At 46.9% G+C, this 22042-nt stretch carries 22 protein-coding genes; 11 read left to right on the top strand and 11 right to left on the bottom strand.

Features of this window, described 5'->3' with window-relative positions; genetic code table 11:
- The first annotated feature begins 65 nt into the window (after positions 1-65).
- Positions 66-2393 carry an aerobic respiration two-component sensor histidine kinase ArcB gene (gene arcB, locus ACXAH1_RS00495; protein ID WP_475192917.1) on the top strand — a complete coding sequence of 776 codons (2328 nt, stop codon included), beginning with the start codon at positions 66-68 and terminating at the stop codon, positions 2391-2393.
- A 7-nt stretch (positions 2394-2400) separates the two neighbouring features.
- Here the strand turns inward: arcB and arcA are convergent, their stop codons facing one another.
- The 5 genes from arcA to trmB all read right to left on the bottom strand — a co-directional run bounded on the left by arcA (position 2401) and on the right by trmB (position 7372).
- Positions 2401-3120, bottom strand: a complete 720-nt coding sequence (gene arcA / locus ACXAH1_RS00490) for a two-component system response regulator ArcA (RefSeq protein WP_253046787.1) — start codon at positions 3118-3120, stop codon at positions 2401-2403.
- A 107-nt stretch (positions 3121-3227) separates the two neighbouring features.
- The gene (locus ACXAH1_RS00485) at positions 3228-3746 is read right to left on the bottom strand and encodes a YfiR family protein (RefSeq protein ID WP_253046981.1); all 519 of its coding nucleotides are present in this window, start codon (positions 3744-3746) and stop codon (positions 3228-3230) included.
- 5 nt (positions 3747-3751) lie between these two features.
- Positions 3752-5374, bottom strand: coding sequence for a sensor histidine kinase (locus ACXAH1_RS00480; RefSeq protein ID WP_475192913.1), 1623 nt, complete (start codon positions 5372-5374; stop codon positions 3752-3754).
- Between the two features lie 186 nt (positions 5375-5560).
- On the bottom strand, positions 5561-6598 hold the full coding sequence (locus ACXAH1_RS00475) for a methyltransferase (RefSeq protein WP_475192912.1): 1038 nt from the start codon (positions 6596-6598) through the stop codon (positions 5561-5563).
- 48 nt (positions 6599-6646) lie between these two features.
- A complete protein-coding gene (gene trmB / locus ACXAH1_RS00470; protein WP_475192909.1) occupies positions 6647-7372 on the bottom strand; it encodes a tRNA (guanosine(46)-N7)-methyltransferase TrmB in 726 nt (241 codons plus the stop codon).
- A gap of 130 nt (positions 7373-7502) precedes the next feature.
- Between trmB and mutY the strand changes: the two genes are divergently transcribed.
- Both mutY and ACXAH1_RS00460 read left to right on the top strand, forming a co-directional pair.
- Positions 7503-8561, top strand: a complete 1059-nt coding sequence (gene mutY / locus ACXAH1_RS00465) for an A/G-specific adenine glycosylase (RefSeq protein ID WP_475192907.1) — start codon at positions 7503-7505, stop codon at positions 8559-8561.
- Between the two features lie 34 nt (positions 8562-8595).
- Positions 8596-8868 (top strand): oxidative damage protection protein, encoded by a 273-nt coding sequence (locus ACXAH1_RS00460; protein WP_054014731.1) that lies wholly within the window; start codon positions 8596-8598, stop codon positions 8866-8868.
- Positions 8869-8923: 55 nt separating this feature from the next.
- Here ACXAH1_RS00460 and ispB read toward each other — a convergent pair whose 3' ends face one another.
- On the bottom strand, positions 8924-9895 hold the full coding sequence (gene ispB / locus ACXAH1_RS00455; RefSeq protein ID WP_475192905.1) for an octaprenyl diphosphate synthase: 972 nt from the start codon (positions 9893-9895) through the stop codon (positions 8924-8926).
- 357 nt (positions 9896-10252) lie between these two features.
- Between ispB and rplU the strand changes: the two genes are divergently transcribed.
- From rplU to ACXAH1_RS00420, 7 genes are all read left to right on the top strand, one after another.
- Complete coding sequence (gene rplU, locus ACXAH1_RS00450) at positions 10253-10564, top strand: 50S ribosomal protein L21 (protein ID WP_010383520.1); 312 nt, start codon at positions 10253-10255, stop codon at positions 10562-10564.
- 17 nt (positions 10565-10581) lie between these two features.
- Complete coding sequence (gene rpmA / locus ACXAH1_RS00445) at positions 10582-10839, top strand: 50S ribosomal protein L27 (RefSeq protein WP_010383519.1); 258 nt, start codon at positions 10582-10584, stop codon at positions 10837-10839.
- A 193-nt stretch (positions 10840-11032) separates the two neighbouring features.
- Positions 11033-12181 carry an Obg family GTPase CgtA gene (cgtA, locus tag ACXAH1_RS00440; protein WP_475192904.1) on the top strand — a complete coding sequence of 383 codons (1149 nt, stop codon included), beginning with the start codon at positions 11033-11035 and terminating at the stop codon, positions 12179-12181.
- A gap of 90 nt (positions 12182-12271) precedes the next feature.
- Positions 12272-12763: a type 3 dihydrofolate reductase gene (folA, locus tag ACXAH1_RS00435; RefSeq protein ID WP_475192901.1), complete on the top strand. Its 492-nt coding sequence runs from the start codon at positions 12272-12274 to the stop codon at positions 12761-12763.
- Between the two features lie 131 nt (positions 12764-12894).
- A complete protein-coding gene (locus ACXAH1_RS00430) occupies positions 12895-13215 on the top strand; it encodes a DUF3718 domain-containing protein (RefSeq protein WP_432760819.1) in 321 nt (106 codons plus the stop codon).
- A 189-nt stretch (positions 13216-13404) separates the two neighbouring features.
- Entirely contained in the window at positions 13405-14280 is an 876-nt protein-coding gene (gene galU / locus ACXAH1_RS00425; RefSeq protein WP_475192900.1) for a UTP--glucose-1-phosphate uridylyltransferase GalU, read from the top strand.
- 327 nt (positions 14281-14607) lie between these two features.
- The gene (locus ACXAH1_RS00420) at positions 14608-15726 is read left to right on the top strand and encodes an alpha/beta hydrolase-fold protein (RefSeq protein ID WP_475192898.1); all 1119 of its coding nucleotides are present in this window, start codon (positions 14608-14610) and stop codon (positions 15724-15726) included.
- 4 nt (positions 15727-15730) lie between these two features.
- Here ACXAH1_RS00420 and ACXAH1_RS00415 read toward each other — a convergent pair whose 3' ends face one another.
- The 3 genes from ACXAH1_RS00415 to ACXAH1_RS00405 all read right to left on the bottom strand — a co-directional run bounded on the left by ACXAH1_RS00415 (position 15731) and on the right by ACXAH1_RS00405 (position 18785).
- On the bottom strand, positions 15731-17695 hold the full coding sequence (locus tag ACXAH1_RS00415) for a winged helix-turn-helix domain-containing protein (RefSeq protein WP_475192895.1): 1965 nt from the start codon (positions 17693-17695) through the stop codon (positions 15731-15733).
- Complete coding sequence (locus ACXAH1_RS00410; RefSeq protein WP_475192891.1) at positions 17692-18375, bottom strand: site-specific integrase; 684 nt, start codon at positions 18373-18375, stop codon at positions 17692-17694. Before ACXAH1_RS00410 ends, ACXAH1_RS00415 begins: the two co-directional genes overlap by 4 nt.
- 134 nt (positions 18376-18509) lie before the next feature.
- Entirely contained in the window at positions 18510-18785 is a 276-nt protein-coding gene (locus ACXAH1_RS00405; RefSeq protein ID WP_138550678.1) for a ribbon-helix-helix domain-containing protein, read from the bottom strand.
- A gap of 14 nt (positions 18786-18799) precedes the next feature.
- Between ACXAH1_RS00405 and ACXAH1_RS00400 the strand changes: the two genes are divergently transcribed.
- Positions 18800-19195 carry a VOC family protein gene (locus tag ACXAH1_RS00400; protein WP_475192888.1) on the top strand — a complete coding sequence of 132 codons (396 nt, stop codon included), beginning with the start codon at positions 18800-18802 and terminating at the stop codon, positions 19193-19195.
- 29 nt (positions 19196-19224) lie between these two features.
- On the opposite strand, the gene recG is transcribed toward ACXAH1_RS00400, so the two are convergent.
- Both recG and trmH read right to left on the bottom strand, forming a co-directional pair.
- A complete protein-coding gene (recG, locus tag ACXAH1_RS00395) occupies positions 19225-21309 on the bottom strand; it encodes an ATP-dependent DNA helicase RecG (protein WP_475192887.1) in 2085 nt (694 codons plus the stop codon).
- A gap of 2 nt (positions 21310-21311) precedes the next feature.
- On the bottom strand, positions 21312-22010 hold the full coding sequence (gene trmH / locus ACXAH1_RS00390; RefSeq protein ID WP_475192885.1) for a tRNA (guanosine(18)-2'-O)-methyltransferase TrmH: 699 nt from the start codon (positions 22008-22010) through the stop codon (positions 21312-21314).
- Between the last annotated feature and the right edge of the window lie 32 nt (positions 22011-22042).

Raw genomic sequence — 22042 nt, 5'->3', positions numbered from 1 at the left:
CTTTTGGTCACTCGCTTCTGTGTTTGGGTCAGGTATAATGTAGAAGTTAACTAGGTGATTTTATTATGCTTGATTCTTCATTTGGGACCTGGGCCCGAATTTTATCAAATTTGATTAGGAACTACGGGGACCGTTGGGCGGGTATTGTCGCCTATGCATTTGTGCTGATCGTGTCTCTGGTGTTGGCGTGCATGTTTTATTACGTCGCACTTGGTGAAGTGACACTGGTCAATGTGCTGTCCGTTGTATTGTTTGCGGCCTTGACCTCGCCATTGCTGCTTTCTGTTGCCATCTATGCAATGCGCCAGCTTGATGCTTCAAAGGAGTATCTCGAATCAGCCACGCAGCAGGAAAAGTTGCTCAATCAGACCCTCAAAGACAATATCAACCGGCTAAATAATGAAATCGATGAGCGGAAAATGGCGTTGCATGCCAAGCACAGGGCGATTGCAGAGCTACGTAAAGAGATTTCGGAGCGCCGTAAAGCTGAGCAAGAGCTGGCGCAGCAAAGTATGCTGTTGCGCAGTATTGTGGATTCTTCCCCCGATTTGTTTTACTACCGTGACGAGCGCGGGGTGTTTGCCGGGTGCAACAAGAAATTCGAACAAGTCATTGGTAAAACCAGCGAAGAACTCATCGGACATACGGTACAGCAGGTGTTTGGTGAGCAAGACATTCCTGAGGTGCTGCAAACCGATGAGCACGTTATTGAGACCCAGCAATCTATCAATGTCGATGTCGAGTATCCTGTCGCCAATGAAAACTGTTGGTTTGAGATGCGTAAGCTGCCCTTCATAAATGACGATGGGCAATATATCGGGCTGCTGGCGTTTGGACGTGATATCACCAGCCGTAAAGAAGCGGAGCAGGCGCTTGAAACAGCGTACAAAGACAAAGGGAAATTTATTGCCACATTGAGCCATGAGCTTCGTACACCGCTCAATGGTATTGTCGGACTGACCCGTATGTTGCTCGATACCGAGTTGACAAAGCAGCAAAAGAGCTGGTGCAACACCGTTTTTTCCAGTGCTGAAACTTTGGGTAATATCTTCAATGATATTATTGACCTGGACAAGATAGACAGGGAACAACTGGATATTGCGACAGACAGCATTAATGTCTCGGACTTTATCAATGATGTAGTGAACTTTGCGGGTCTTATTGCAGAGCAAAAGGGCCTTGAGTTCAACATTAAACGTACAGGCTTGCTGGATATTCATGCTTTATTGGATCCAACCCGGCTGCGTCAGGTGTTGTGGAACCTGATCAACAATGCAGTAAAATTTACGCACCGGGGTGGCGTGACGCTTGAGTGTCGCCGTGAGAACCGTGAAGACGGTCCCTGGTTGTCGATCAGTGTGATTGATACGGGCATGGGGATCCCATCTGATCAGCAGGAACGGATTTTCGATATGTACTATAAAGCGCCTGATGCCAGTGGCAATAATGCCATAGGTTCGGGCATAGGTTTGGCTGTGACAAAAGCTCTGGTGCACGCCATGAGAGGGACAATTCATGTAAGCAGTATGCAAGGAGAGGGAAGTCGCTTTGATGTTGAGTTGCCGTTGGAGCTGTGTGCTGCACCGAATGAGCAAAGCTATGCAGGGCGCAGCCTTTATATCCTGTTGGTTGAGGATGTGCCGCTCAACGCCGAGATAGCGACAAACTTGCTGGAGCAACGTGGGCATGAAGTCATCTGGGCAGAAACCGGAGAAGATGCGCTGTCCATGGTCGAAACTGAAGACGAACTAGACCTTATCCTGCTAGACATGCAGTTGCCAGATATTAATGGTGATGAAGTAGCAAGGCAGGTTCGCTCCGATAGCCACTTTGACGAGCTGCCTATTGTCGCTCTGACAGCGAATGTGCGCAGCGCAGAGCAGGAATTACAGGGCATTAATATTCAGGGGGCGCTGGCCAAGCCCATCAATACGACCAAACTGGACAAAATGCTTGCAGAGTTGTTTGGTATTGAAGCAAGCAAGGATAAACAATCCTCACCAGAAGCTGAGCCACTGCAATTGAGTGAGCAGGAGCAAGCCCTGCTCGATGTTGAAACCATCACCGACTTTGTTTCATCTATGGGCATTGAAGCATTTAAGCGCAGTTGTGACTTGTTTGCGCGACTTAACCCGACATACTGTAATGAGCTTGATGAAGCGAATCAGGGAGATGATACCGAGACTTATGTCTCTGTCGCTCACAAATTAAAAGGCGCTGCAGGCTCAGTTGGGCTGCAAAATGTTCAGCTACATGCAAAGACAATGGAGCTTGAGGGTGAAGAAGCAAGTATGGCACAACGTGCGGACTGGCTGGCAGAGCTGGAAATGAAAATAAGAGAAGGGCAAACTGCCCTTCACTCATTAATTGCAAAACTCGCTGAAAACTCGTAACGCAAACTTACTGGCTATCGATCTTCCCAATGAAGCGGTAGCCCTCACCATGAATGGTGCTGATCAGTTCAGGAGTGTTGTTGTCGGTTTCAAAGTGCTTACGAATACGACGAATAGTCACGTCAACTGTTCTGTCGTTTGCACGCAACTCACGACCTGTCATATGCTTAATAAGCTGCTCACGGCTAAAGATACGACCTGGTGAGTCAAGCATCAGGCGCAACGCGCGATACTCGCCTTTAGGTAAGCGTTTTGACTCACCTGTTGGAGAAGTCAGACAGCGGCTATTCTCATCCAGCTCCCAACCGTTAAAGGTGATGACGCCATTGCTATCAATGCTGGACTCTTCCGGGTTTGAGCCGGTACGAGAGATCAGGTTACGCACGCGAATTGTAAGCTCTCGTGGATTGAAAGGCTTAGTTACGTAGTCGTCGGCACCGATTTCAAGACCAAGAATACGGTCGACATCGTTGTCACGGCCGGTTAAGAAAATTAGGCCGATGTTTTTCTTCTGGCGTAACTCACGGGCCAGGATAAGGCCATTTTTGCCTGGCAGGTTAATATCCATGATTACACAGTTGACATCATCGTTAGATGTCAATTTTTCATGCATATCATCGCCATCTATGGCTTCAATTACCTTATAACCTTCGGCTTCAAATAAACTAACGAGGTTCAGTCGAGTTACGTCTTCATCCTCAACAATTAGAATGACTGGCGTTTGCATTATTAATTAACCTTTTCGGAATATTGTATTTACAAAATCTTCGGCGTTATATAATAAAACCGAATGTTAACGATTATAGGAGTATATTCAATTGTTAACAAGTAAAATCAGTTAGGATAAAACTTGGAGACGGCAAGCAACCGAGAAAGCACTTTAAAGTTGTGCTGAGTGACTTCTTGCTTGTTTATATACAGCCTTATCTTACTCCCTTCCTGGACCAAGGACGCAATCCCACCCCCTTCCAAAAATTCGATACTTTCGCCCACAGTTACCATACTTAGGGCCATTGTATCGGTCCAAGCGGAGAGTATATCATCTTCCATTGTTTCATCAATGTATGTGATATCACATCGCTGGGAAAGTTCCCGCAACGACTCAGACTTTTTCACTTCGATTATTTCTATCGGCTTTAAGCGTATTTTTAAGGTACGATTACTATATAAAACAGCACCTGGACCTTTTTTGATATCGTAAAAACAAAAACGAGTTGTTTTCTTATTTTTTTGCTCTGGAAAATCAATGAACTTTGCCATCTGATATAAAAAAGCTGAGCGGATTTCCTCGGGCGATTTGGCGTAGCTAAATGTAGAAAACAACGCAAGTGAACACAAAATAAATAGGTACATTAATCTCACTGTGTACCTCCTTTCAGAGGCAGACTAATCACAAATTGAGTACCTGATTTATAGTCTTCTTGCAGCGTAATGCTTCCCCCTAGTGCCTGAGTGACCAAATTATACACCAGGTGCATACCTAAACCACTGCCACCTTCTCCCCGCCTTGTTGTAACAAATGGATCAAAAATACGCTTTTTGATCGCATTGGGCACGCCTACACCATTGTCGCTGTATACAATCGTTAATTGCGGGTCTTCACGGTTCACTTTTATAGCAATTTCGTTATTTTCGTTACTTACAAATCCATGGAGCAGAGAGTTTGAAAACAATTGTTCAAACACCTGTTGCAGCAAGCCAGATTTGCTTCTGATGGTGAGGTCTTCAGGGCAGTCAATATGGATCTGGGGCGCTTTGAGTTCCAGCTCAGTGCGCATCGCGCCCATAACGGCGTTAAGCAATTTAGTGATATTGACGTCTGAATTGATCTCAATATCCTGGCTTACAGCCACTTTCTTAAAGCTGGAAATAAGGTCGGCCGCTCTGTTGAGATTACGATAAATGAGATCCAGGTTCTCGATCCCTTCTTTTATAAACCGTTCCAGCTGTTTGGAGGTCAGCGTTTTTTGCTGGAAGGCAACTTCTATGTCGCTGAGTTTATCACGCAGCAATGTTGAGCCGGTTACTCCCAGCCCAATGGGGGTATTTACTTCATGCGCAACGCCTGCAACCATTTGGCCAAGTGAGGCCATTTTTTCATTTTCAACAATCTGATTTTGATACTGGTGCATACGCTCCAGGGTGTTAAGCAGCTCCTGATTTGCTTCTCTAAGCGCTATCGTACGCTGGTTTACTTTTTCTTCCAGGCTTTGGTTGAGTTGCTTTATTTCCTGCTTGTCGGCCTGATGGCGTTCAAGCTGGTTTTGCGTCCTGGTAAGCATGATGTTGAGGTTGTTCGCCAGAATATTGATTTCTTCTATGTCACTTTTCTCAGCCCGAGTGGCGTAGTTGTGATTCTTGGAAACGTCCTGCAACAGGGTTGAGAGAGATTCGATGGGGCTGGCGATCCGTTTTTGGATCCCCCGGGCGACAAACATCACCAACACAAGAACAAACAGGGTCAAGGCGATATCAACCAAAATTTTTCTGTTTATATATTCTGCCAGGTGCTCAAGGCCGCCACGCAGATAAACATATCCTTCTATATTACCTTCGTATTCTACGGGCAGGATAAGCTCAATGTAGTCTTCAGATATCTTAGGTGTTCGGAGTTCCTCTATTTGATTGACCTTGAGCGGCACTGGGGGCGTTTTACTGGCATTGTAGCTGGTGAAAAACACGGGCCTGTTCGTTACGTCATCAATCGCATAGATGTGAATGTTCTTGACCAAATCAACCTTATCAAACGATTTTAGACGCTTTTCTTCGGTTTTTCTGTCATCGAAAATCAGCGTTACCTGGGCATTAAACGCAATGATTTCAGCGATCATCTCCAGCTTGTTGATGATCAGTTGCTTTTGCTTTTTAACGTCGAGGTAGGTCGAAATTGAGATAGACAGGGACAAAGACAGCGCCGTAACTAGCATGACGGCACTGATCAGCACTTTTCTTATACTTGTTTTTGTTGCGTATTTACCCATTGGGAGACCACAAATCCCGCTTGCCTGCTATTCACTCACCTTAGTTTAGCAGTATAGAACACAAAAAAGCTCACATTTTACGAAACGATTCAGCACTTTGCTCTTTTAAATAGAGTATTAAGAAGGCTGGGATGGCGATAGGATAGGATTGGAGCCAGTTCAACTTTTGCATGAACTGGCTTTGCATCAGTTCAGGATTGCACGATAAACAGCAAATTTGGTGTTTTTTATCTGCGTATCGCAATGCCCAAAGCGTGCCTCAATAAGTGGTGGGTACTTTAAGAAGCTATTCGCGACAATATGCAGCTGGGCACCTTTGTTCATATGCATGGTAGCACTATTGATAAACCCTTCAGCTATATCATAATCAGTTTTTATACCGGTATGAAAAGGCGGGTTACTGATAATGGCATCAAAGCGGCCTTTCAACTGCTTGAGGCCATCACTGAGTACCAGTTCAACCTTATGGCCATTTAAGCGTACAGTTTGCTCGCAGGCGTATAAAGCCAATGCATTGACATCCAGGCAGCTGAAGCGAATTCTTGGTGACTGATTGAGTACAAAGGTGGCAATGATCCCTGCACCGCAGCCAAAGTCGAGCATGTTACCATGGGCTGGCAAATCGAGGTTTTCAAGCAGGAGTTTGGTCCCGACATCCAGCTTGCCATGATTAAACACACCGGGGACACTGACAGCGTCAAACTGTTGCCCTGCAACCGCAATGGCGAAGGTTTGCTGATAGCTGGCAATATCAAAGTGTGCCTCAGTTTGCAGTTGAGCAAATTCGTACAAAATACAATGCTTGGCGCTATCGAGTTTGTAATGTGTTTCGCATTTATCTTGCAGCTGCTTTTCCGCTGACTTAACCCCGCCTTTATTTTCACCAACCACGAGTAAACGGGTCTGTTCAGAACACAGTGCACGAATATTGTCGAACATCATCTGCGCTTCAGGCTTGGACTTTGGATAGTAGTATATGATTAAGTCTAAATCATCGAGCACAGGCAGGCTGTGTGACACATAGCTGTTGATATTTGCGACCGAGTCGGCTGCCAGGTGATCCGCAAAGTCATAACTAAATGCGCTGATGACGGCCTGCGGGTTTAATTGCTTCAGTTCAGACAGAAAACCATCACGCTGGTGATTGATCACCAAAATATGCTGGCCCGTCAACTCTTCTTCATTGCGCAGTAACAGCAAGCTAGGGTTGGTTAATTTTTGCATCTCAGATCCAGAATAGGCGGGGCGCTATGCCCCGGTAGCAATGACAAGTCAGGCCGTGCGCTCAAACATCAGATCCCAGACGCCATGACCGAGGCGGTGACCGCGTTGTTCAAACTTGGTTAATGGGCGAAAATCTGGACGAGGTACATAGTCATTAGTTTCGGACTGGTTTTTGAAACCTGGCGCGGCCTGCATCACTTCCAGCATATGCTCTGCATAGTTTTCCCAGTCTGTCGCCATATGGAAAACACCGCCAATACGCAATTTAGTACGGAGCTTCTCAACAAATTCGGTCTGAACGATGCGACGTTTATGGTGACGTTTCTTGTGCCAGGGATCTGGGAAAAACAGCTGAAGTTTTGCCAGGCTGGCATCTGGAATACAGTCTGCCAGTACTTCGACTGCATCATGTTCGAATACACGCAGGTTAGTGACACCTTGTTCATCCGCTTCCATCAGGCAGGCACCAACACCAGGGCGGTGCACTTCAATGCCAATAAAATTCTGGTCTGGTGTATTTTTCGCCATTTCTACCAGCGATTTACCCATACCAAAACCAATCTCGACCACAACATCATTGTCATTGCCAAACACCTCAGCAAAGTCCAGGCGACCCTGAGCATGCTCCAGGCCCATCGTTGCCCAGCATTTCTCAATGGCAGCAGCTTGCCCTTTGGTCAGGCGGCCTTCACGTTTTACAAAGCTACGCACTTTGCGAATGTATTTGCCTTCCTGCTCAGCTTGTTCCAGAGCTGTTTTACTCGATTCGTTCATGGTCTTCATCTTCGGTGTAAAAAATGGGCGCACATTATCGCTATTCACAGCGCCAAGTACAAGAGCTTGACCTTTGAAAATAGCTTCATACACTGGCGCGTGTATTAGCAAGTAAAAGCAGAGTCTCGCAATGACAGTAAATAATGAGCAGGCCCAGTGGTTTGCCACGCAAGTTGTCGACTGGTACCAGTTACATGGGCGTAAAACGCTGCCCTGGCAACTAGAGAAGACCCCGTATAAAGTTTGGGTATCCGAGGTAATGTTACAACAAACTCAGGTTGTGACTGTGATCCCGTATTTTGAGCGTTTTATGGCGCGATTTCCCACCATCTTAGATTTAGCGAATGCACCAGAGGACGAAGTATTACATCACTGGACAGGGCTCGGGTATTACGCTCGTGCAAGAAACTTACATAAGACCGCAAAAATTGTACGTGATGAGTATCAGGGAAAATTTCCTGAAACACTGGAGGAAGTAATGGCACTGCCTGGTATTGGTCGCTCTACGGCGGGGGCGGTACTCTCTCTTTCTCTGGGGCAGCCACACCCTATTCTGGATGGCAATGTAAAACGTGTACTGGCCCGCTTTTTTATGGTTGAAGGCTGGTATGGCGTTAAGAAGGTTGAAAATCACCTCTGGGCATTGACCGATGCGTTGACACCCAAAGACAGTGTGACTGAATATAATCAGGCAATGATGGATCTGGGGGCCAGTTTATGTAGTCGCAGCAATTTTGATTGTGAGGCTTGTCCATTGGTCAGTCGTTGCCAGGCATACCAACAGGGCAGGGTGAAGGAATTTCCAAATTCGAAGCCGAAAAAAGTCAAACCCAAAAAAGCCACTTATCACTTAATAGTACGAGCGGATGACAAAGTGCTGATGGAAAAGCGCCCCAGTAGCGGTATCTGGGGCGGTTTGTTTGGTTTCTTTGAGTTTAGCGAGCTGACAGAGCTTGAGACGTTTTTGGCGCAGCAGGGTATTTCGGGCAGCCGACAAACATTGTCGCCATTTGTCCACATATTTACCCACTTTGAATTAACTATCACTCCGGTAGTTGTTGAATTAAGCGCTGTTCCTGACTGTGTTCACGATAACCCGCTCTTGTGGTACGCGCTGGCACAGCCGGCAGAGGTGGGCTTAGCGGCACCGACTAAAAAGTTGGTTAAAGTCTTAAAGGCAATGGGGTAAACTTAACCTAAATGAATGCTTAAAGGGTAAAGAGATGGCACGTACCGTATTTTGTCAAAAGCTACAAAAAGAAGCTCCTGGACTGGATTTTCAACTGTATCCGGGTGAAGTTGGCGAACGTATCTTCAACAACATCAGTAAAGAAGCGTGGCAACAATGGCAGCACAAGCAAACTATGCTGATCAATGAGAAGCACCTGAACATGATGGATCCTGAACACCGCCAGCAACTCGAAGATCAGATGGTGGGCTTTTTGTTTGAAGGTAAAGACGTTGAGATTGAAGGTTATCGTCCAAAAGAAGGGTAATCACCTCAACTAAAAAAGGCTGCCTGAGCAGCCTTTTTTAATGTCTTTTATCCGCTTAATAGCTGCGCTCTACCGCTAGTTTTGCCAATGAAACCAGAGCTGTTTTGTGCTCTGACTCCTCGAGTACACTGAGTTGCTCAATGGCTTTTTGCGACTCTGTGCGGGCGCGCTCCATAGTGTGTTCAAGCGCGTTGGTCTGCTCAAGCGTAGCCAGAATTTCGTTCAGGTTATCGAGGCCATTACCGTTTGCTATGGCATCACGGATCTGTGCAATCTGGTGATCAGTGCCGTGACGCATTGCGTAAATTAACGGCAGCGTTGGTTTGCCTTCGGCTAAGTCATCACCAATGTTTTTTCCGAGCTGCTCAGCATTGGCACTGTAGTCGAGCACATCATCAACTAACTGAAATGCTGTGCCCAGGTGCATACCATAGAGTTTCAGAGCTTCTTTGGTTGCATCTGATTTGTTCAGGATAACTGCGGGTAGCATAGTTGCGGCTTCGAACAGTTTAGCCGTTTTACTATATATTACCTGCATATAGCTTTGCTCTGTCGTGTCCGGGTCGTTACAGTTCATCAGCTGTAAAACCTCGCCCTCTGCGATAATATTGGTCGCATCAGCCAGGATTTGCATGACTTCCATATTCTCAAGTCCAACCATCAGCTGAAAGGAACGGGTGTATATAAAGTCGCCAACTAACACGCTTGCCGCATTACCAAACTCGGCATTGGCAGTGGGTTCACCCCGACGCAGAGCTGATTCATCAACGACGTCGTCATGCAGCAAAGTGGCTGTGTGGATAAACTCGATAATGGTCGCCAGTGTAACGTGTTTATCGCCCTGATAACCCAATGCCTTAGCAACCAAAAGTGCCAGCATAGGGCGGATGCGTTTTCCACCACTATTGACTATATATAAGCCAAGTTGATTAACCAGTGCGACGTCAGATTGCATTTGGTCGCCTATAAGTTGATTAACGGCAAGCATGTCTTGCTCAATCAATCTCTGGATCGCTTTGATATCCATAACGCTCCGAGCTAAAGCCTCATTCAGGGATGTTCGAGTCGCAAGTGTACATTAAAAATTCCCGTGACTCGATAACTTGCCTTGATAGAGTTTAATAAATCGATGCTTTTGTTTGTTTTTTGTTCTTTGTGGTCATTTCCTATCAAAATTCGTGAGTAAGAAAGCAAAAAAGAGCTTGGCTTATCACACCTTTTCGTTAGAATAAATGAAAATATTATTACGCCCTCAAGTTAGCTATTTTTTATTCATTTATTTGCGATCTAGGGCTTGCGCGAAGTAGCACATTAGCGTAAACTTCGCGCCCTATTGAAGAATATTAAGTTGCGTCGATTTGAGGGCGCACAGACGGAGTTAATTATGTACGCGGTTTTCCAAAGTGGTGGTAAACAGCACCGTGTGACTGAAGGTCAAACAATTCGTCTAGAGAAACTAGACGTTGAGACTGGTGCATCAATTGAATTTGATTCAGTACTTCTTGTAGCTGATGGTGAAAAAATCGAGATCGGTGCGCCGTTCGTAAACGGTGGTAAGATTACAGCTGAAGTTGTATCTCACGGTCGTGGCGAGAAAATTAAGATCGTTAAATTTAGACGTCGTAAGCATTCTCGTAAGCAGATGGGCCACCGTCAGTGGTTCACTGAAGTTAAAATCACTGGCATTAGCGCTTAATTTAGAGGTACAGAAAGATGGCACATAAGAAGGCAGCTGGTAGTACTCGTAACGGTCGCGATTCAGAAAGTAAACGCTTAGGTGTTAAGCGTTTCGGTGGTGAATCTGTACTAGCGGGTAACATCATTGTTCGTCAACGTGGTACTAAGTTCCACGCAGGTACTAACGCAGGTATCGGTAAAGACCACACAATCTTCGCAAAAGCAGACGGTAAAGTTGTTTTTGAGCAGAAAGGTCCTTTAAACCGTAAATACGTTAGCATCATTGCTGAGTAATCGGTAAAAGAATATTGAAAAACCCCGCTTAGGCGGGGTTTTTTGTTTTTATAGAGCAGAACTCTAATTTGTTCTAACCTTATTCCTGTCAGATATGAGCCACATACCGGTAGTTAGGCATTTGCCCATGCTGATCAAGCCGCTATGAACTTGCTATAATAGCAGGTGCTGAACAACCAGTAAGAGAGTAACCATGAAGTTTGTCGATGAAGTAGAGATCCGCGCGGAAGCCGGAGACGGTGGAAGCGGTGTCGTTTCATTTCGCCGCGAAAAATTTGTACCCGACGGTGGCCCGGATGGTGGCGACGGCGGAGACGGAGGTAGCGTTTACCTTGAGGCAGACGAAAACCTCAATACCCTGATTGATTACCAGTTTGAACGATTTCACCGTGCTGAGCGTGGCACCAATGGTCATGGTCGTAACATGACAGGTAAAAAAGGCGCCGACTTAATCCTGAAAGTGCCTGAAGGGACACGAGTGACGGACGTGGACACTCAAGAGTGTCTGGGCGATCTGACAAAACATGGACAAAAGCTACTGGTAGCCAAAGGTGGTTATCACGGGTTAGGTAATACTCGCTTCAAATCGAGCACAAACCGTGCGCCAAGACAAAAAACACTGGGGACACCTGGTGAGGTACGAAATTTAAAGCTTGAACTTATGCTGTTGGCCGACGTTGGTTTGCTGGGCTTGCCAAATGCAGGTAAATCTACCTTCATTCGCAGCGTATCTGCCGCAAAACCTAAAGTGGCGGATTATCCGTTTACCACCTTAGTACCTAACCTTGGAGTCGTGCGTCCAGAAGCAAACAAGTCGTTTGTCATTGCCGATATTCCTGGGTTAATTGAAGGTGCATCGGATGGCGCCGGTCTGGGTATTCGGTTCCTTAAACACCTTGAGCGTTGTCGTGTGTTGCTGCACGTTGTAGATGTCATGCCAATTGATGGCACAGATCCGGTAGACAATGCATTCGCAATCATCAATGAGTTGCATCAGTACAGCCCTAAACTAGCCAATAAACCGCGTTGGTTGGTACTGAACAAAATAGACTTGCTTGCAGATGATGAGCTGGAAGATGTGTGCCAGCGAATTGCCGAAGAGCTGGATGCAGAGCATGTGTATCGTATTTCAGCTGCGAATAAGTTCAATACCCAGCAATTGTGTTACGACATTCAGGGGCTGCTGGATAGCATGCCGCGTGATAAGTTCGAAGAGCAAGAGCAAGAAGAAGTCGAATTCAAATGGGATACCTACCATCGTCAGGCGACTCAGGACAACGATGATGACTGGGATGACTGGGACGAAGACGACTACGATGTGGAAGTCGTCTACGAAAGATAAGCGTAATTCGTATTGGAGTCTAACTAATCGGATTGGTACAAAAAGGGCCTCGGGCCCTTTTTTAGTATAAAAGTATGAGTGGAGTGTATTGTGATAATATCAATGATTGCAGCGATGGCAAACGGACGTATCATTGGCGATGATAACGCTATGCCCTGGCATTTACCGGCTGACTTGAAACATTTTAAAGCCATCACCTTGAATAAACCTGTAGTGATGGGGCGCAAAACATTCGAATCAATCGGCCGCCCTCTTCCTGGCAGACGAAATATTGTGATCAGCCGCAACTCAAATTATCGCGCTGAGGGAATTGAGGTAGTTTCATCACCACAAGAGGCGTTAGCCTTAGTGGACGGAAGTGAAGAAGTTATGATCATTGGAGGTGGAAATATTTATGAACAGTTTCTACCCTTAAGTAATCGGCTCTATCTAACTTATATAGACTTAGAAGTCTCAGGAGATACGCGCTTTCCGGACCATACTCAGGTAGGTGAATGGCACGAAGTAGCGTGCCAAGCTTTTGAGGCAGATGAGAAAAATTTGTATAGTTATAAGTTCGTAACTCTAAATAAAGGAATATAACTTTGTTGCTAACAATTGTATTGGTTGATACAATATTGAGCGTTTGTTCTTACGAAAAAAGTACTAGGTGATTGGTGATGAAAGTAATTCCTTTAGTTATTGGTGTGAGTCTTGGCGTTTCGGCATTAACAATGAGTTTTGCGAGCAAAGCAAACGATCAGCTAGCAGTTTCTCTGTGCGAGTATATTGCAGCTGATGATAAAAGACGTATCCGTAGTACGCTAAAGAGCTCACGGGTTAAAATCCGTAATGTATACGATTCAATTCAGTGTAATGGTAACAATATGCTGCGCCACGCAATTGCTAGTAATGCAGTAGATGCGGGTGAATTTATCGTCAAGAGCCTGCCAAAGAGTGCTTTGGAAGATGGTGCTGATATCGCGTGGGCAGAAAGTAATGGTCACGGTGGTTCAGCTCTGATTGCAGCTATCAAAAAGCGTGCAGGCCTGTAACACAGTACAAGCCCACTAGTTTACATAAGAAAGCCCGTAAATGGATAATTTACGGGCTTTTTTTATTAGTGAAGATTAATATCACCCTTGGTTAGTACGCTGTTTCACTGCTATGCTAGTTGAGTAAAAGTACCTAGTTACTTGGATGTTGAAATCTTACTTATCTCATTAAACCTGAATGGATGAACTATGAAAGCTGTTATACCGGTAGCCGGTTTGGGCACTCGCATGTTGCCCATGACAAAAGCTATCCCTAAGGAAATGCTACCTATTGTCGACAAGCCCCTCATTCAATATATCGTTAAAGAATGCGCATCAGCGGGCATTTCAGAAATCGTACTGGTAACGCATTCTTCGAAAAATGCAATTGAAAACCACTTTGATACTAGTTTTGAATTAGAAGCGACACTTGAAATGCGAGTCAAGCGTACCTTACTCGATGAGGTGCGCTCTATATGTCCTGATACCGTCACCATCATGAGTGTACGTCAAGGTGAAGCAAAAGGTCTGGGGCATGCTGTATTGTGTGCCAAGCCCATAGTAGGTGATGACGACTTTGTGGTGTTACTGCCTGATGTGATCCTGGATGAGTATACAGCGGATCAGAAGAGTGAGAACCTGGCGGCCATGGTACGCCGATTTAAAGACACCAAGTTAAGTCAGATCATGCTGGAACCTGTGCCCTGCAAAGACGTAAACAAATATGGTATCGCAGATATTCAGGGAGTCGATCTCAAACCGGGTGAGAGCGCACCCATCAAGCACATGGTTGAGAAACCAGCGGTTGATAAAGCGCCTTCAAACCTTGCCGTAGTTGGTCGTTACGTTTTGTCGCGTAATATCTGGCCTTTGCTGGAGCGCACACCACTTGGAGCTGGGGGCGAGATCCAGCTAACAGATGCCATTGACATGCTGATGGAAAGCGAGAGCGTAGAAGCTTTTCATATGAGTGGCCGTGCACATGATTGCGGTGACAAAATGGGCTATCTGAAAGCCATTGTTGAATATGCGATGCGTGATGATAAATTGGGCGAGGAATTTAGCAAGTTTGTGAAATCACTCTGAGCATACTTTTGCGAATAATATAGTAGCCGCCCCCGAGATGAAAAAATCTCGGCGATAGTCAGATAAAAATTTGTGACTCTATGCCTAAAATTCAGTTATTAATAGAGCAATTTTAAGCACTGTTGTCTGCAGGTTTAATCCCTCCAGTTAGTTATGTGTAATTGAGATGGGTATAACGACCCAGATAATTAAGCCCGGCCCAGAGCCGGGTTTTTTATATCCAGGTATTCTACTCTCTGATCAGCGTTTTATCAGCAAAACTTCAACCTTTGCTCAGGCATTATTGTGTCTCCTGGGTTAGCTTAAAGCACTAACAAAGGAGCCAATATGTACTATCTAAAATTTCTAACCATAATTCTTTTATTTATAATATCCAATAACTTAATGGCAGAAGATATTCAATCTGAGAAGCGTGCGGTCAGTTTTCACTCAGCTGTTTTAGAGGCGCTGGTTGAGACCGAGATCTATTTGCCAAAAGGCTATTCTGATCACCCTCAGGAGCGTTACCCAGTCATTATCACCTCATCCGGTGATAGTCGTATTGAAGCACTACGAGCCCAGATTGACTGGTTGAGTCATGTTGACTTTGGCCCCATGCCGAAAGTCATACTGCTGCGTATTCCGAATATTCAAGCGACTATACCGAAGCTGGCTCAGCAAGACAGCATGGACCAAATACTAGGTAATATCCTGGTTCAGGAACTGTTACCGTATCTGGAAGTGCATTACAGAGCTGCGCCTTTCAGAGTGTTGGAGGGGTTCTCAACTTGGGCAAATCAATCTTTATATTTGTTTAGTCATTTTCCTGAAGTATATCAGGCGGCTATTCTTATCAATCCAGCCTGGGAGCTGGAAGACAAGATTTGGTCTGAAGATATACAGAGCAAACTTATGGTTGGTCTGAAGCAGCGCTACTTATATCTCAGTTTGGGAAACTTTGCCAACAATCGCCCTTATTTTGACGCCTTGATTAGTAAGCTGAAAACTCGGGAAAACGTGTTGCTTTCAGATCTGAGTGAAGAAAATTATCTGGGCGCAGTGCAGATTGCCTTCTATCACGGGGTTGAGGCACTATTTGCGGATCGTCAAATCACTGACTTTACTCCTTTTGCAGAGCAAGGAGTCAGTGGGTTGCAGGCTTATTATCGTAAATTGAAAAGTAAGTATGGATATGACATTCCTGTGTCTGGCAGCTTGGCTGGCCTGGCACTTTACTATATGGAGCAGGGGCAGAGTAAACAAGCGCTGACTGTCTATGAAGAGCTTATCAAGCAGGCCCCTGAGGAGCTTCACTATCGTATCCGTTATGCACAAGCGCTTAACGCGAATGGAAAACGTGTATTGTCTAAAGAGGTCTTTGAGCAAGCACTTGCTAAGGCGAAAGCTCAACAGGATGAGCGTGCCATTGGCTATATTCAGGAACAGCTTAAGGCCACTTACTTCTAGTTATCTAATGATTGTTCTGGGCGAGTTTAAGCCTGAGTAACGTGCTACGGGGCGCCTGGTTTGTCAAATTCAACACTTTGAGCGGTGCACTGAAAGCATCGCTTAGCAGCTGAAAGTCAGAGTTCGGTTTGGTTAATTTTATACTTTCCATAGTTACAGGATCGTATTGCCAGATAACCCCTTGTTTGTCCGGTAGCAATAGCACGTCATGATGATAGAAAAAGCGCCACTGCAGGTGTATATGTTGTATGCCAGACACCGGCGTGCTTGCACCATTGCTCCATTGCATTAAGTGCGGATGATCAGAGGTAGCGAATAGCAAGTTGCCTTGACGAGTGTATTGTGCCCAGTGAATAGGGCCTTCGAGCAGAGTGTGGCTTGTTGACTGTTGCGGTCTGAATAAGCTGACAGAGTTGTCGTTTGCAGCTAGCAGAAAGTGGCCCTGTGCGTCTTCATCTGATTGCATGAGTATAGAAGGTAAAATATCGGTTTTTAGCGGTGTGACATAACCAGAAAGATCCACGCTAAGCAATGCGTCCTGCGTGAGAACATATAACGAATGCCCTTCGTGATGCCAGACAAAAGAGTGCACTTCCGCGCCTTTTGTGAGCTGCGTTAAAGTCCGGTCATGCCATACCCAAAGTTGTTGCTTGCCGGAGCGTAAAGATAGAAAAGCCACGGCCTCGCCATTGGGCTGAAAAAGTGCCAGGTTATGAGCCGGATTGCCAAGAGCGACAGGGGTTGAAGCCCACTTTTCACCCTGCTTGGTATATCGCATAACTTGGTTCGTTTGAACGGCACGAGACAACAGAAGGTCACCTGTGTGGGTCACGGCGCTAAGATTGAGCTGTCCACTCCCATGTAAAGTCAGTGAGTAGGGCAGGTTGCCAGGAGGGTAAAAGTAAAGTTGGTCGCGAATACTCTGTACTAAGGTCTCATCACTCAGCACTAAAGGCTGTGAAGCGTCAAAGGGGTCATAACTTAAAGCTATCTGTTTAACGAGTTCAGGATGTGTACCTTCATATCTTATGTGCCACAGCTGAGCGGTGTTATTGATGTCTCTGCCACTGATAAACAACTGATCTGCCTGGTTTGAAAAAGCGGCCACTTGTTGTATTTCATTGGGAAGTCGCAGGCGCTGTGCCGTTGCTCCTGGTACCAGCTGATGGCGCCAGAGTGTTATGTGCCGTTGATTATCCTCCTGACCATAGATAATCTCTTGACTAGTGCGCCATCCAGCAAAACGGAACCTGTTTTGCTGGCATGGGAGTATAGCCTGACTGGTCTGTGTGGTGAGATCGATACGTCGTAACTGTGCGCATTTGCTTTGCTGGTATAAAGTCTGTTCTGAAACGAGTAAAGCACGTCCATCTGGCGAAAAAGCTGGAGTATCGACAAATGAATGAGCCTGGTGCAAGACTTCTGCTGGACCATGTAATGTTGCCCGTAGCATCAGTTGTGTGGAATTTCGCTCTTCTCCATGGCGTACATACACCAACTTTTCGTCATAGATATTGCTTTGACTTTCACTGCCCGGTTCATAACTATCGGATAGTAGTTGGACGATGCGGTATGGTGGCTTTTCGCTGGGCCATATAATACCTGCAACTACGAGCATCATTAGCAATACAGCAATTGGATATAGATATTTTGCCTGCCTTGAAACTCGTGTTGTTGGTGATATTTGCAGTCTGTAACCAAGCTTGGGGAAGGTTTTAATCAGGGTTTTACGATCATCACCGAGGTGCTTCCTTAATTGCGTGATACACCTTTGTACCGCATTGGGCCCAACCACGACATCGGCCCAGACAGTATCGAGTATTTTTTCAGTGGAGAGCAATTGGCCTTCAGCATCAAGCAGGGCTTTTAGCACGGCAAGCACTTTGGGCTCCAGCACACTCACTTCACCTTGGTAGCTAATTTCACCGCTGTGTAAGTTTATCTCTCTGCGATTAATACTGACTATCATTGTCCATGGCGCTCCGTAAAGCGCTGCCAGTGAATATTGGGATTAACCACCCTCACTTGTGTGAGTATTTGTTTGAGCTGTTGAGCTTTGGGTTGCTCAAGGATCTGGCCATCACTTTTCAGGCCCAGCAAATATAGCATGGCGGCTTTGTTACCCTGCTGGATAGCTGAGATGTGTATCTGCTGCTCAAAGTTCAGTCTCAGACTACTGATAGCCGTTTTCATGCCTTGCTGGTCTACATTGGGCAGACCACACTTTTGCAAGTAACCCAGTCGTTCACCTTCTCCGGAAAACCAGATCCTGACTTTTTCACTGAAGCGGCCTGACTTAGCAGGTAAATCAAACATCAGCCGGGTGTGGCCTTGTTGTTCTAAGAAGTGCAGATAGTCCTGTAATCCGGCATGCCAGAGCGCTGGATGAATGGGCACAAATCGGGGTTGGAGCTTGCCATGAGTCGTAAACGTGAAACCGCGCACCTGGTCTTGTTTGGTGATATCTGAGCGAGTTAGATTGCCAATCTCGTCACTGTAGGCACCTGTGTAGTAAGCCAGCACCGGCAACCAGAAGTGCCAATGCTTCGGCTGCTCACGCTTTTGTTTTTCATCACCATAAATGTAGCCGTTAAACAGGGTATACAATTCCATGTTTGAAAATGCACGGCGGCCTAAATGAGATTTCATAAGATAGCGCTATACCTTGTGCCTAAAGAGTTCACACAATTCAAAGGATTACCAAGACTGAATCAGTCTCAGTGTATCGGCTTTTACTGATAAGCAAAAGCCTAATGTTAATGTAGTAGCCAGATACTACCCCTTTAGCTGCGACTACGCGTATGATTGGCCAGGTAGGTTAAGCAGGTGATACGCAGCAAAGAGGCAAGGTTTTTTACCTCGCCCTGACGTTCCAGTACTTCCTGATAAAGGGTCGAGACAAATTCAGCCACACTGAGTTGCTCTGCGACAGCTATCTCCTGCAACAGATCCCAGATCTGGCGCTCCAGTGCCAGGCTGGTTACGGCCCCCTGAATACGCATTGAGCGGCGTATGACCTCATAGCTCGCTGGATTGGCCGAGGCATATAATTCACACATAAGAGGACTCCTTGATGGCAAAACTCATTCACAGCATGGTTAGGGTAATGGACTTGCAAAAATCCCTGACATTTTATCACGATGTATTAGCACTGGGCGAGCGCAGGCGCATTGAGTTTGATGATTTTAGCCTCGTTTATCTGGGTAACGAAGAGGCTGAATTTGAATTAGAACTTACCTGGAATCATGATACGCAGCAGCCCTATGAGTTAGGTAATGGCTATGGTCATATTGCTGTGGTGGTGGATGATTTAGTCCCAGTGCATGCTAAGGCACAGGCGCTGGGTTACCAGCCCAAAGAGATGAAGTCGTTTTACAACGGCGATACGCTGGTGGCACGTTTTTTCTTTGTTGCCGATCCTGACGGCTACCAGATTGAAGTGATCGAACGTTCAGAAACGTTTAAGTAAGCCATGGCTAATCCATGGATAATCCGTGACTAAGCCATGGCAAATTCGCTGCGATTAGGCAGCCAGCGCTGGATCAATGGCTCAACGGCTTGTGGATGCTGTTGCAGCAGGGTGAAGGCCAGGCTGCGCACCTGAGGCAGTAGCACTTTGTCCCGGCTGAGATCGGCAATCTTTAGCTCGGCCAGACCGGTCTGGCGAGTACCCAGTACTTCACCCGGGCCGCGGATCTCCAGATCCCGTTCGGCAATGACAAAGCCATCATTGCTGTCGCGCAGCACGCCCAGGCGCTTTTGTGCCGTTGCCGATAAAGGCGCATGATAAAGCAGCAGGCAATGCGATGCGATATCACCACGACCAACCCGGCCACGCAACTGGTGTAGCTGTGCCAGGCCCAGACGTTCCGGGTTTTCTATAATGATCAGGCTGGCATTGGGCACATCGACACCTACCTCAATGACAGTCGTTGCAACCAGTACATGACTTTGCGCTTGCTTAAAGTCCTGCATGATCTGCTGTTTTTCCTGTGCTTTCATACGGCCATGAACCAGGGCGATATTCAGCTCCGGCAGGGCTTTGGTGAGTTGCTCTGCGGTGTCTTCGGCCGCCTGACATTGCAAGGCTTCTGATTCATCAATCAAAGTACAGACCCAGTACACCTGCCGCTGTTGCTCGATACAGGCGCGTCGCACTCGTTCAATCACTTCTTCGCGACGCGTATCAGGAACGGCAACGGTTGTGATGGGGGTGCGCCCTGGTGGCAGCTCATCGATCACTGAGGTTTCCAGATCGGCATAGGCAGTCATTGCCAGTGTCCGTGGGATTGGCGTGGCCGTCATAACCAGCTGATGCGGATAGCAGTCGTTAAACTTACCCTTTTCACGTAACGAGAGGCGCTGATGAACACCAAAGCGGTGTTGCTCATCAATGATGATCAGCGCCAGATTACTAAACTGCACCTGCTCCTGAAACAGCGCATGGGTGCCAACGACCATTTGCGCCTGACCTGAGCTGATGCGCTCAAGCACACGTTCACGCTCTTTCCCTTTGGTTTTACCTGCCAGCCAGACGACTTCAATACCCAGCGTCGCAAACCAATTCTGGAAATTGATGTTGTGCTGCTCGGATAAAATCTCCGTTGGTGCCATCAACGCCACCTGATAGCCTTTGGCAATGGCCGTGAGTGCACTCAGCGCCGCGACCAGGGTTTTACCTGAGCCTACATCACCTTGCACCAGGCGCATCATAGGGTAGGGTTGTTGCAAATCGCCTTTGATCTCGGCCACCACCCGGCTCTGTGCCGCTGTGGGTTTAAAGGGGAGCTGAGCCAGAAATTCGGTTTCTAACACGTTGTTGGGCGGCAAAGATACGGCCTTGACGGCCTGACCTTGCTGCCTGAGCTGTAGCAGGCTAAGGTTTTGTGCCAGTAACTCTTCAAACGCCAGACGCTGCTGTGCCGGGTGCTGACCGAGTTCCAGCTGGTCCAGAGCCACAGTCTGAGGTGGCTGATGGAGCGTCAGCAGGGCCTCTTTCAAGCTCAACTGATTGGGGCGGAACTGCTGCGGCAGATGATCGTCAATGTCGTATTTGTGCAGTAAAGCAACGGCCTGTTCGGCAATGGCGCGAATACTGAGTTGCTTAAGCCCTTCAGTGGTCGGGTAAACCGGGGTGAGGGTATCGGCGCCTTGAGGTGTATCACTCAGTTCATCGCGAATACTGTATTCAGGGTGAGCCATTTCCAGGCCGACCCGGCCACGGCGCACTTCACCAAAACAGCGCATGATTTTGCCGCTTTGCATGGCATTTTTTTGCGCTGCACTGAAGTTGAAAAAGCGCAGAGTAATACGACCGGTGCCATCGTTGATCTGGCACACCAGCATGCGGCGCTTGCCGAAGGTGATGTTGGCCTGTTCAATTTCGCCCTCCACACTTACATGAAGGTGTGGCATCAGCTCGGCGATGCGGTAAGTTCTGGCTCTGTCTTCATAGCGCAATGGCAGGTGAAATAGCATATCCTGAACACTGCGGATCCCCAATTTGGCCAGCCGCTCTGCGGCCTTAGGGCCGACTCCCTTGAGGTCGGTGATGGCGTACTGGGCTAAATTGGGGCGAGACATAATTATCCTTTTTGGCTGAATTTCAGTGTGTTCCAGAATGCATCGTCGGCGACGATCTCTCCAAACTCATCCAGTGCCGGGTAGGGCAGACCTTTTTCTACGCAGCGATTGGCAATGATCGGGTGACAGCCTTCAAATAACAGTTTGTGTTTAATTGCCGGGTCGAGCATATCATTGCGCTGATACAGCCCAGCTTCTTCACGCTGACGCTGTGCTTCATATAAGATCAAGGCAGCGGCCACCGAGACATTTAACGACTGTACCATACCTGCCATTGGGATCACGATATGCTGATCGGCATGCTCCAGTGCTCTGTCAGAGATCCCCAAACGCTCCTGCCCAACGATGACGGCAGTCGGTTTAGTATAATCAATCTCACGAAAATCTACGGCGGTATCACTGAGATTAGTCGCCAGCAGTTGAATCCCCGGGTTTTGCGCACGGATCGCGGCAACAGCCTGATCTATGTCGTCGTGCATATGGGTTTCTACCCAGTTTTTACTGCCACCTGAGGTGTTATTGGTCAGGCGTCTTTGTTCCTGCGGCCAAACCGCATGAACATGATGGCAGCCGACCGCATCGGCTGTGCGCACTATGGCCGACAGATTGTGGTGTTTGTGGACTTCGTCCAGGCACACAGTTAAATCAGTCTGGCGTTGATCCAAAATGCGCTTAACGCGCTGAAAACGGTTTTCTTCCATCAATTACAGCTCTTAACTACTAAATTGCCGCG

It is taken from the genome of Pseudoalteromonas sp. AWH4_217, from assembly GCF_056161105.1.
The sequence above is the reverse complement of the archived record's forward strand: the minus strand, read 5'-3'. Positions and strand labels throughout refer to the sequence as shown.

Coding starts and splice junctions, on each gene's coding strand:
- cgtA (WP_475192904.1), top strand. CDS start 11,033: ATGAAGTTTGTCGATGAAGTAGAGATCCGCGCGGAAGCCGGAGACGGT.
- ACXAH1_RS00400 (WP_475192888.1), top strand. CDS start 18,800: ATGGCAAAACTCATTCACAGCATGGTTAGGGTAATGGACTTGCAAAAA.
- mutY (WP_475192907.1), top strand. CDS start 7,503: ATGACAGTAAATAATGAGCAGGCCCAGTGGTTTGCCACGCAAGTTGTC.
- ACXAH1_RS00420 (WP_475192898.1), top strand. CDS start 14,608: ATGTACTATCTAAAATTTCTAACCATAATTCTTTTATTTATAATATCC.
- ACXAH1_RS00415 (WP_475192895.1), bottom strand. CDS start 17,695: ATGATAGTCAGTATTAATCGCAGAGAGATAAACTTACACAGCGGTGAA.
- ispB (WP_475192905.1), bottom strand. CDS start 9,895: ATGGATATCAAAGCGATCCAGAGATTGATTGAGCAAGACATGCTTGCC.
- arcB (WP_475192917.1), top strand. CDS start 66: ATGCTTGATTCTTCATTTGGGACCTGGGCCCGAATTTTATCAAATTTG.
- rplU (WP_010383520.1), top strand. CDS start 10,253: ATGTACGCGGTTTTCCAAAGTGGTGGTAAACAGCACCGTGTGACTGAA.
- ACXAH1_RS00410 (WP_475192891.1), bottom strand. CDS start 18,375: ATGAAATCTCATTTAGGCCGCCGTGCATTTTCAAACATGGAATTGTAT.
- ACXAH1_RS00480 (WP_475192913.1), bottom strand. CDS start 5,374: ATGGGTAAATACGCAACAAAAACAAGTATAAGAAAAGTGCTGATCAGT.
- ACXAH1_RS00485 (WP_253046981.1), bottom strand. CDS start 3,746: ATGTACCTATTTATTTTGTGTTCACTTGCGTTGTTTTCTACATTTAGC.
- trmH (WP_475192885.1), bottom strand. CDS start 22,010: ATGGAAGAAAACCGTTTTCAGCGCGTTAAGCGCATTTTGGATCAACGC.
- ACXAH1_RS00430 (WP_432760819.1), top strand. CDS start 12,895: ATGAGTTTTGCGAGCAAAGCAAACGATCAGCTAGCAGTTTCTCTGTGC.
- ACXAH1_RS00475 (WP_475192912.1), bottom strand. CDS start 6,598: ATGCAAAAATTAACCAACCCTAGCTTGCTGTTACTGCGCAATGAAGAA.
- rpmA (WP_010383519.1), top strand. CDS start 10,582: ATGGCACATAAGAAGGCAGCTGGTAGTACTCGTAACGGTCGCGATTCA.
- ACXAH1_RS00460 (WP_054014731.1), top strand. CDS start 8,596: ATGGCACGTACCGTATTTTGTCAAAAGCTACAAAAAGAAGCTCCTGGA.
- galU (WP_475192900.1), top strand. CDS start 13,405: ATGAAAGCTGTTATACCGGTAGCCGGTTTGGGCACTCGCATGTTGCCC.
- trmB (WP_475192909.1), bottom strand. CDS start 7,372: ATGAACGAATCGAGTAAAACAGCTCTGGAACAAGCTGAGCAGGAAGGC.
- ACXAH1_RS00405 (WP_138550678.1), bottom strand. CDS start 18,785: ATGTGTGAATTATATGCCTCGGCCAATCCAGCGAGCTATGAGGTCATA.
- arcA (WP_253046787.1), bottom strand. CDS start 3,120: ATGCAAACGCCAGTCATTCTAATTGTTGAGGATGAAGACGTAACTCGA.
- recG (WP_475192887.1), bottom strand. CDS start 21,309: ATGTCTCGCCCCAATTTAGCCCAGTACGCCATCACCGACCTCAAGGGA.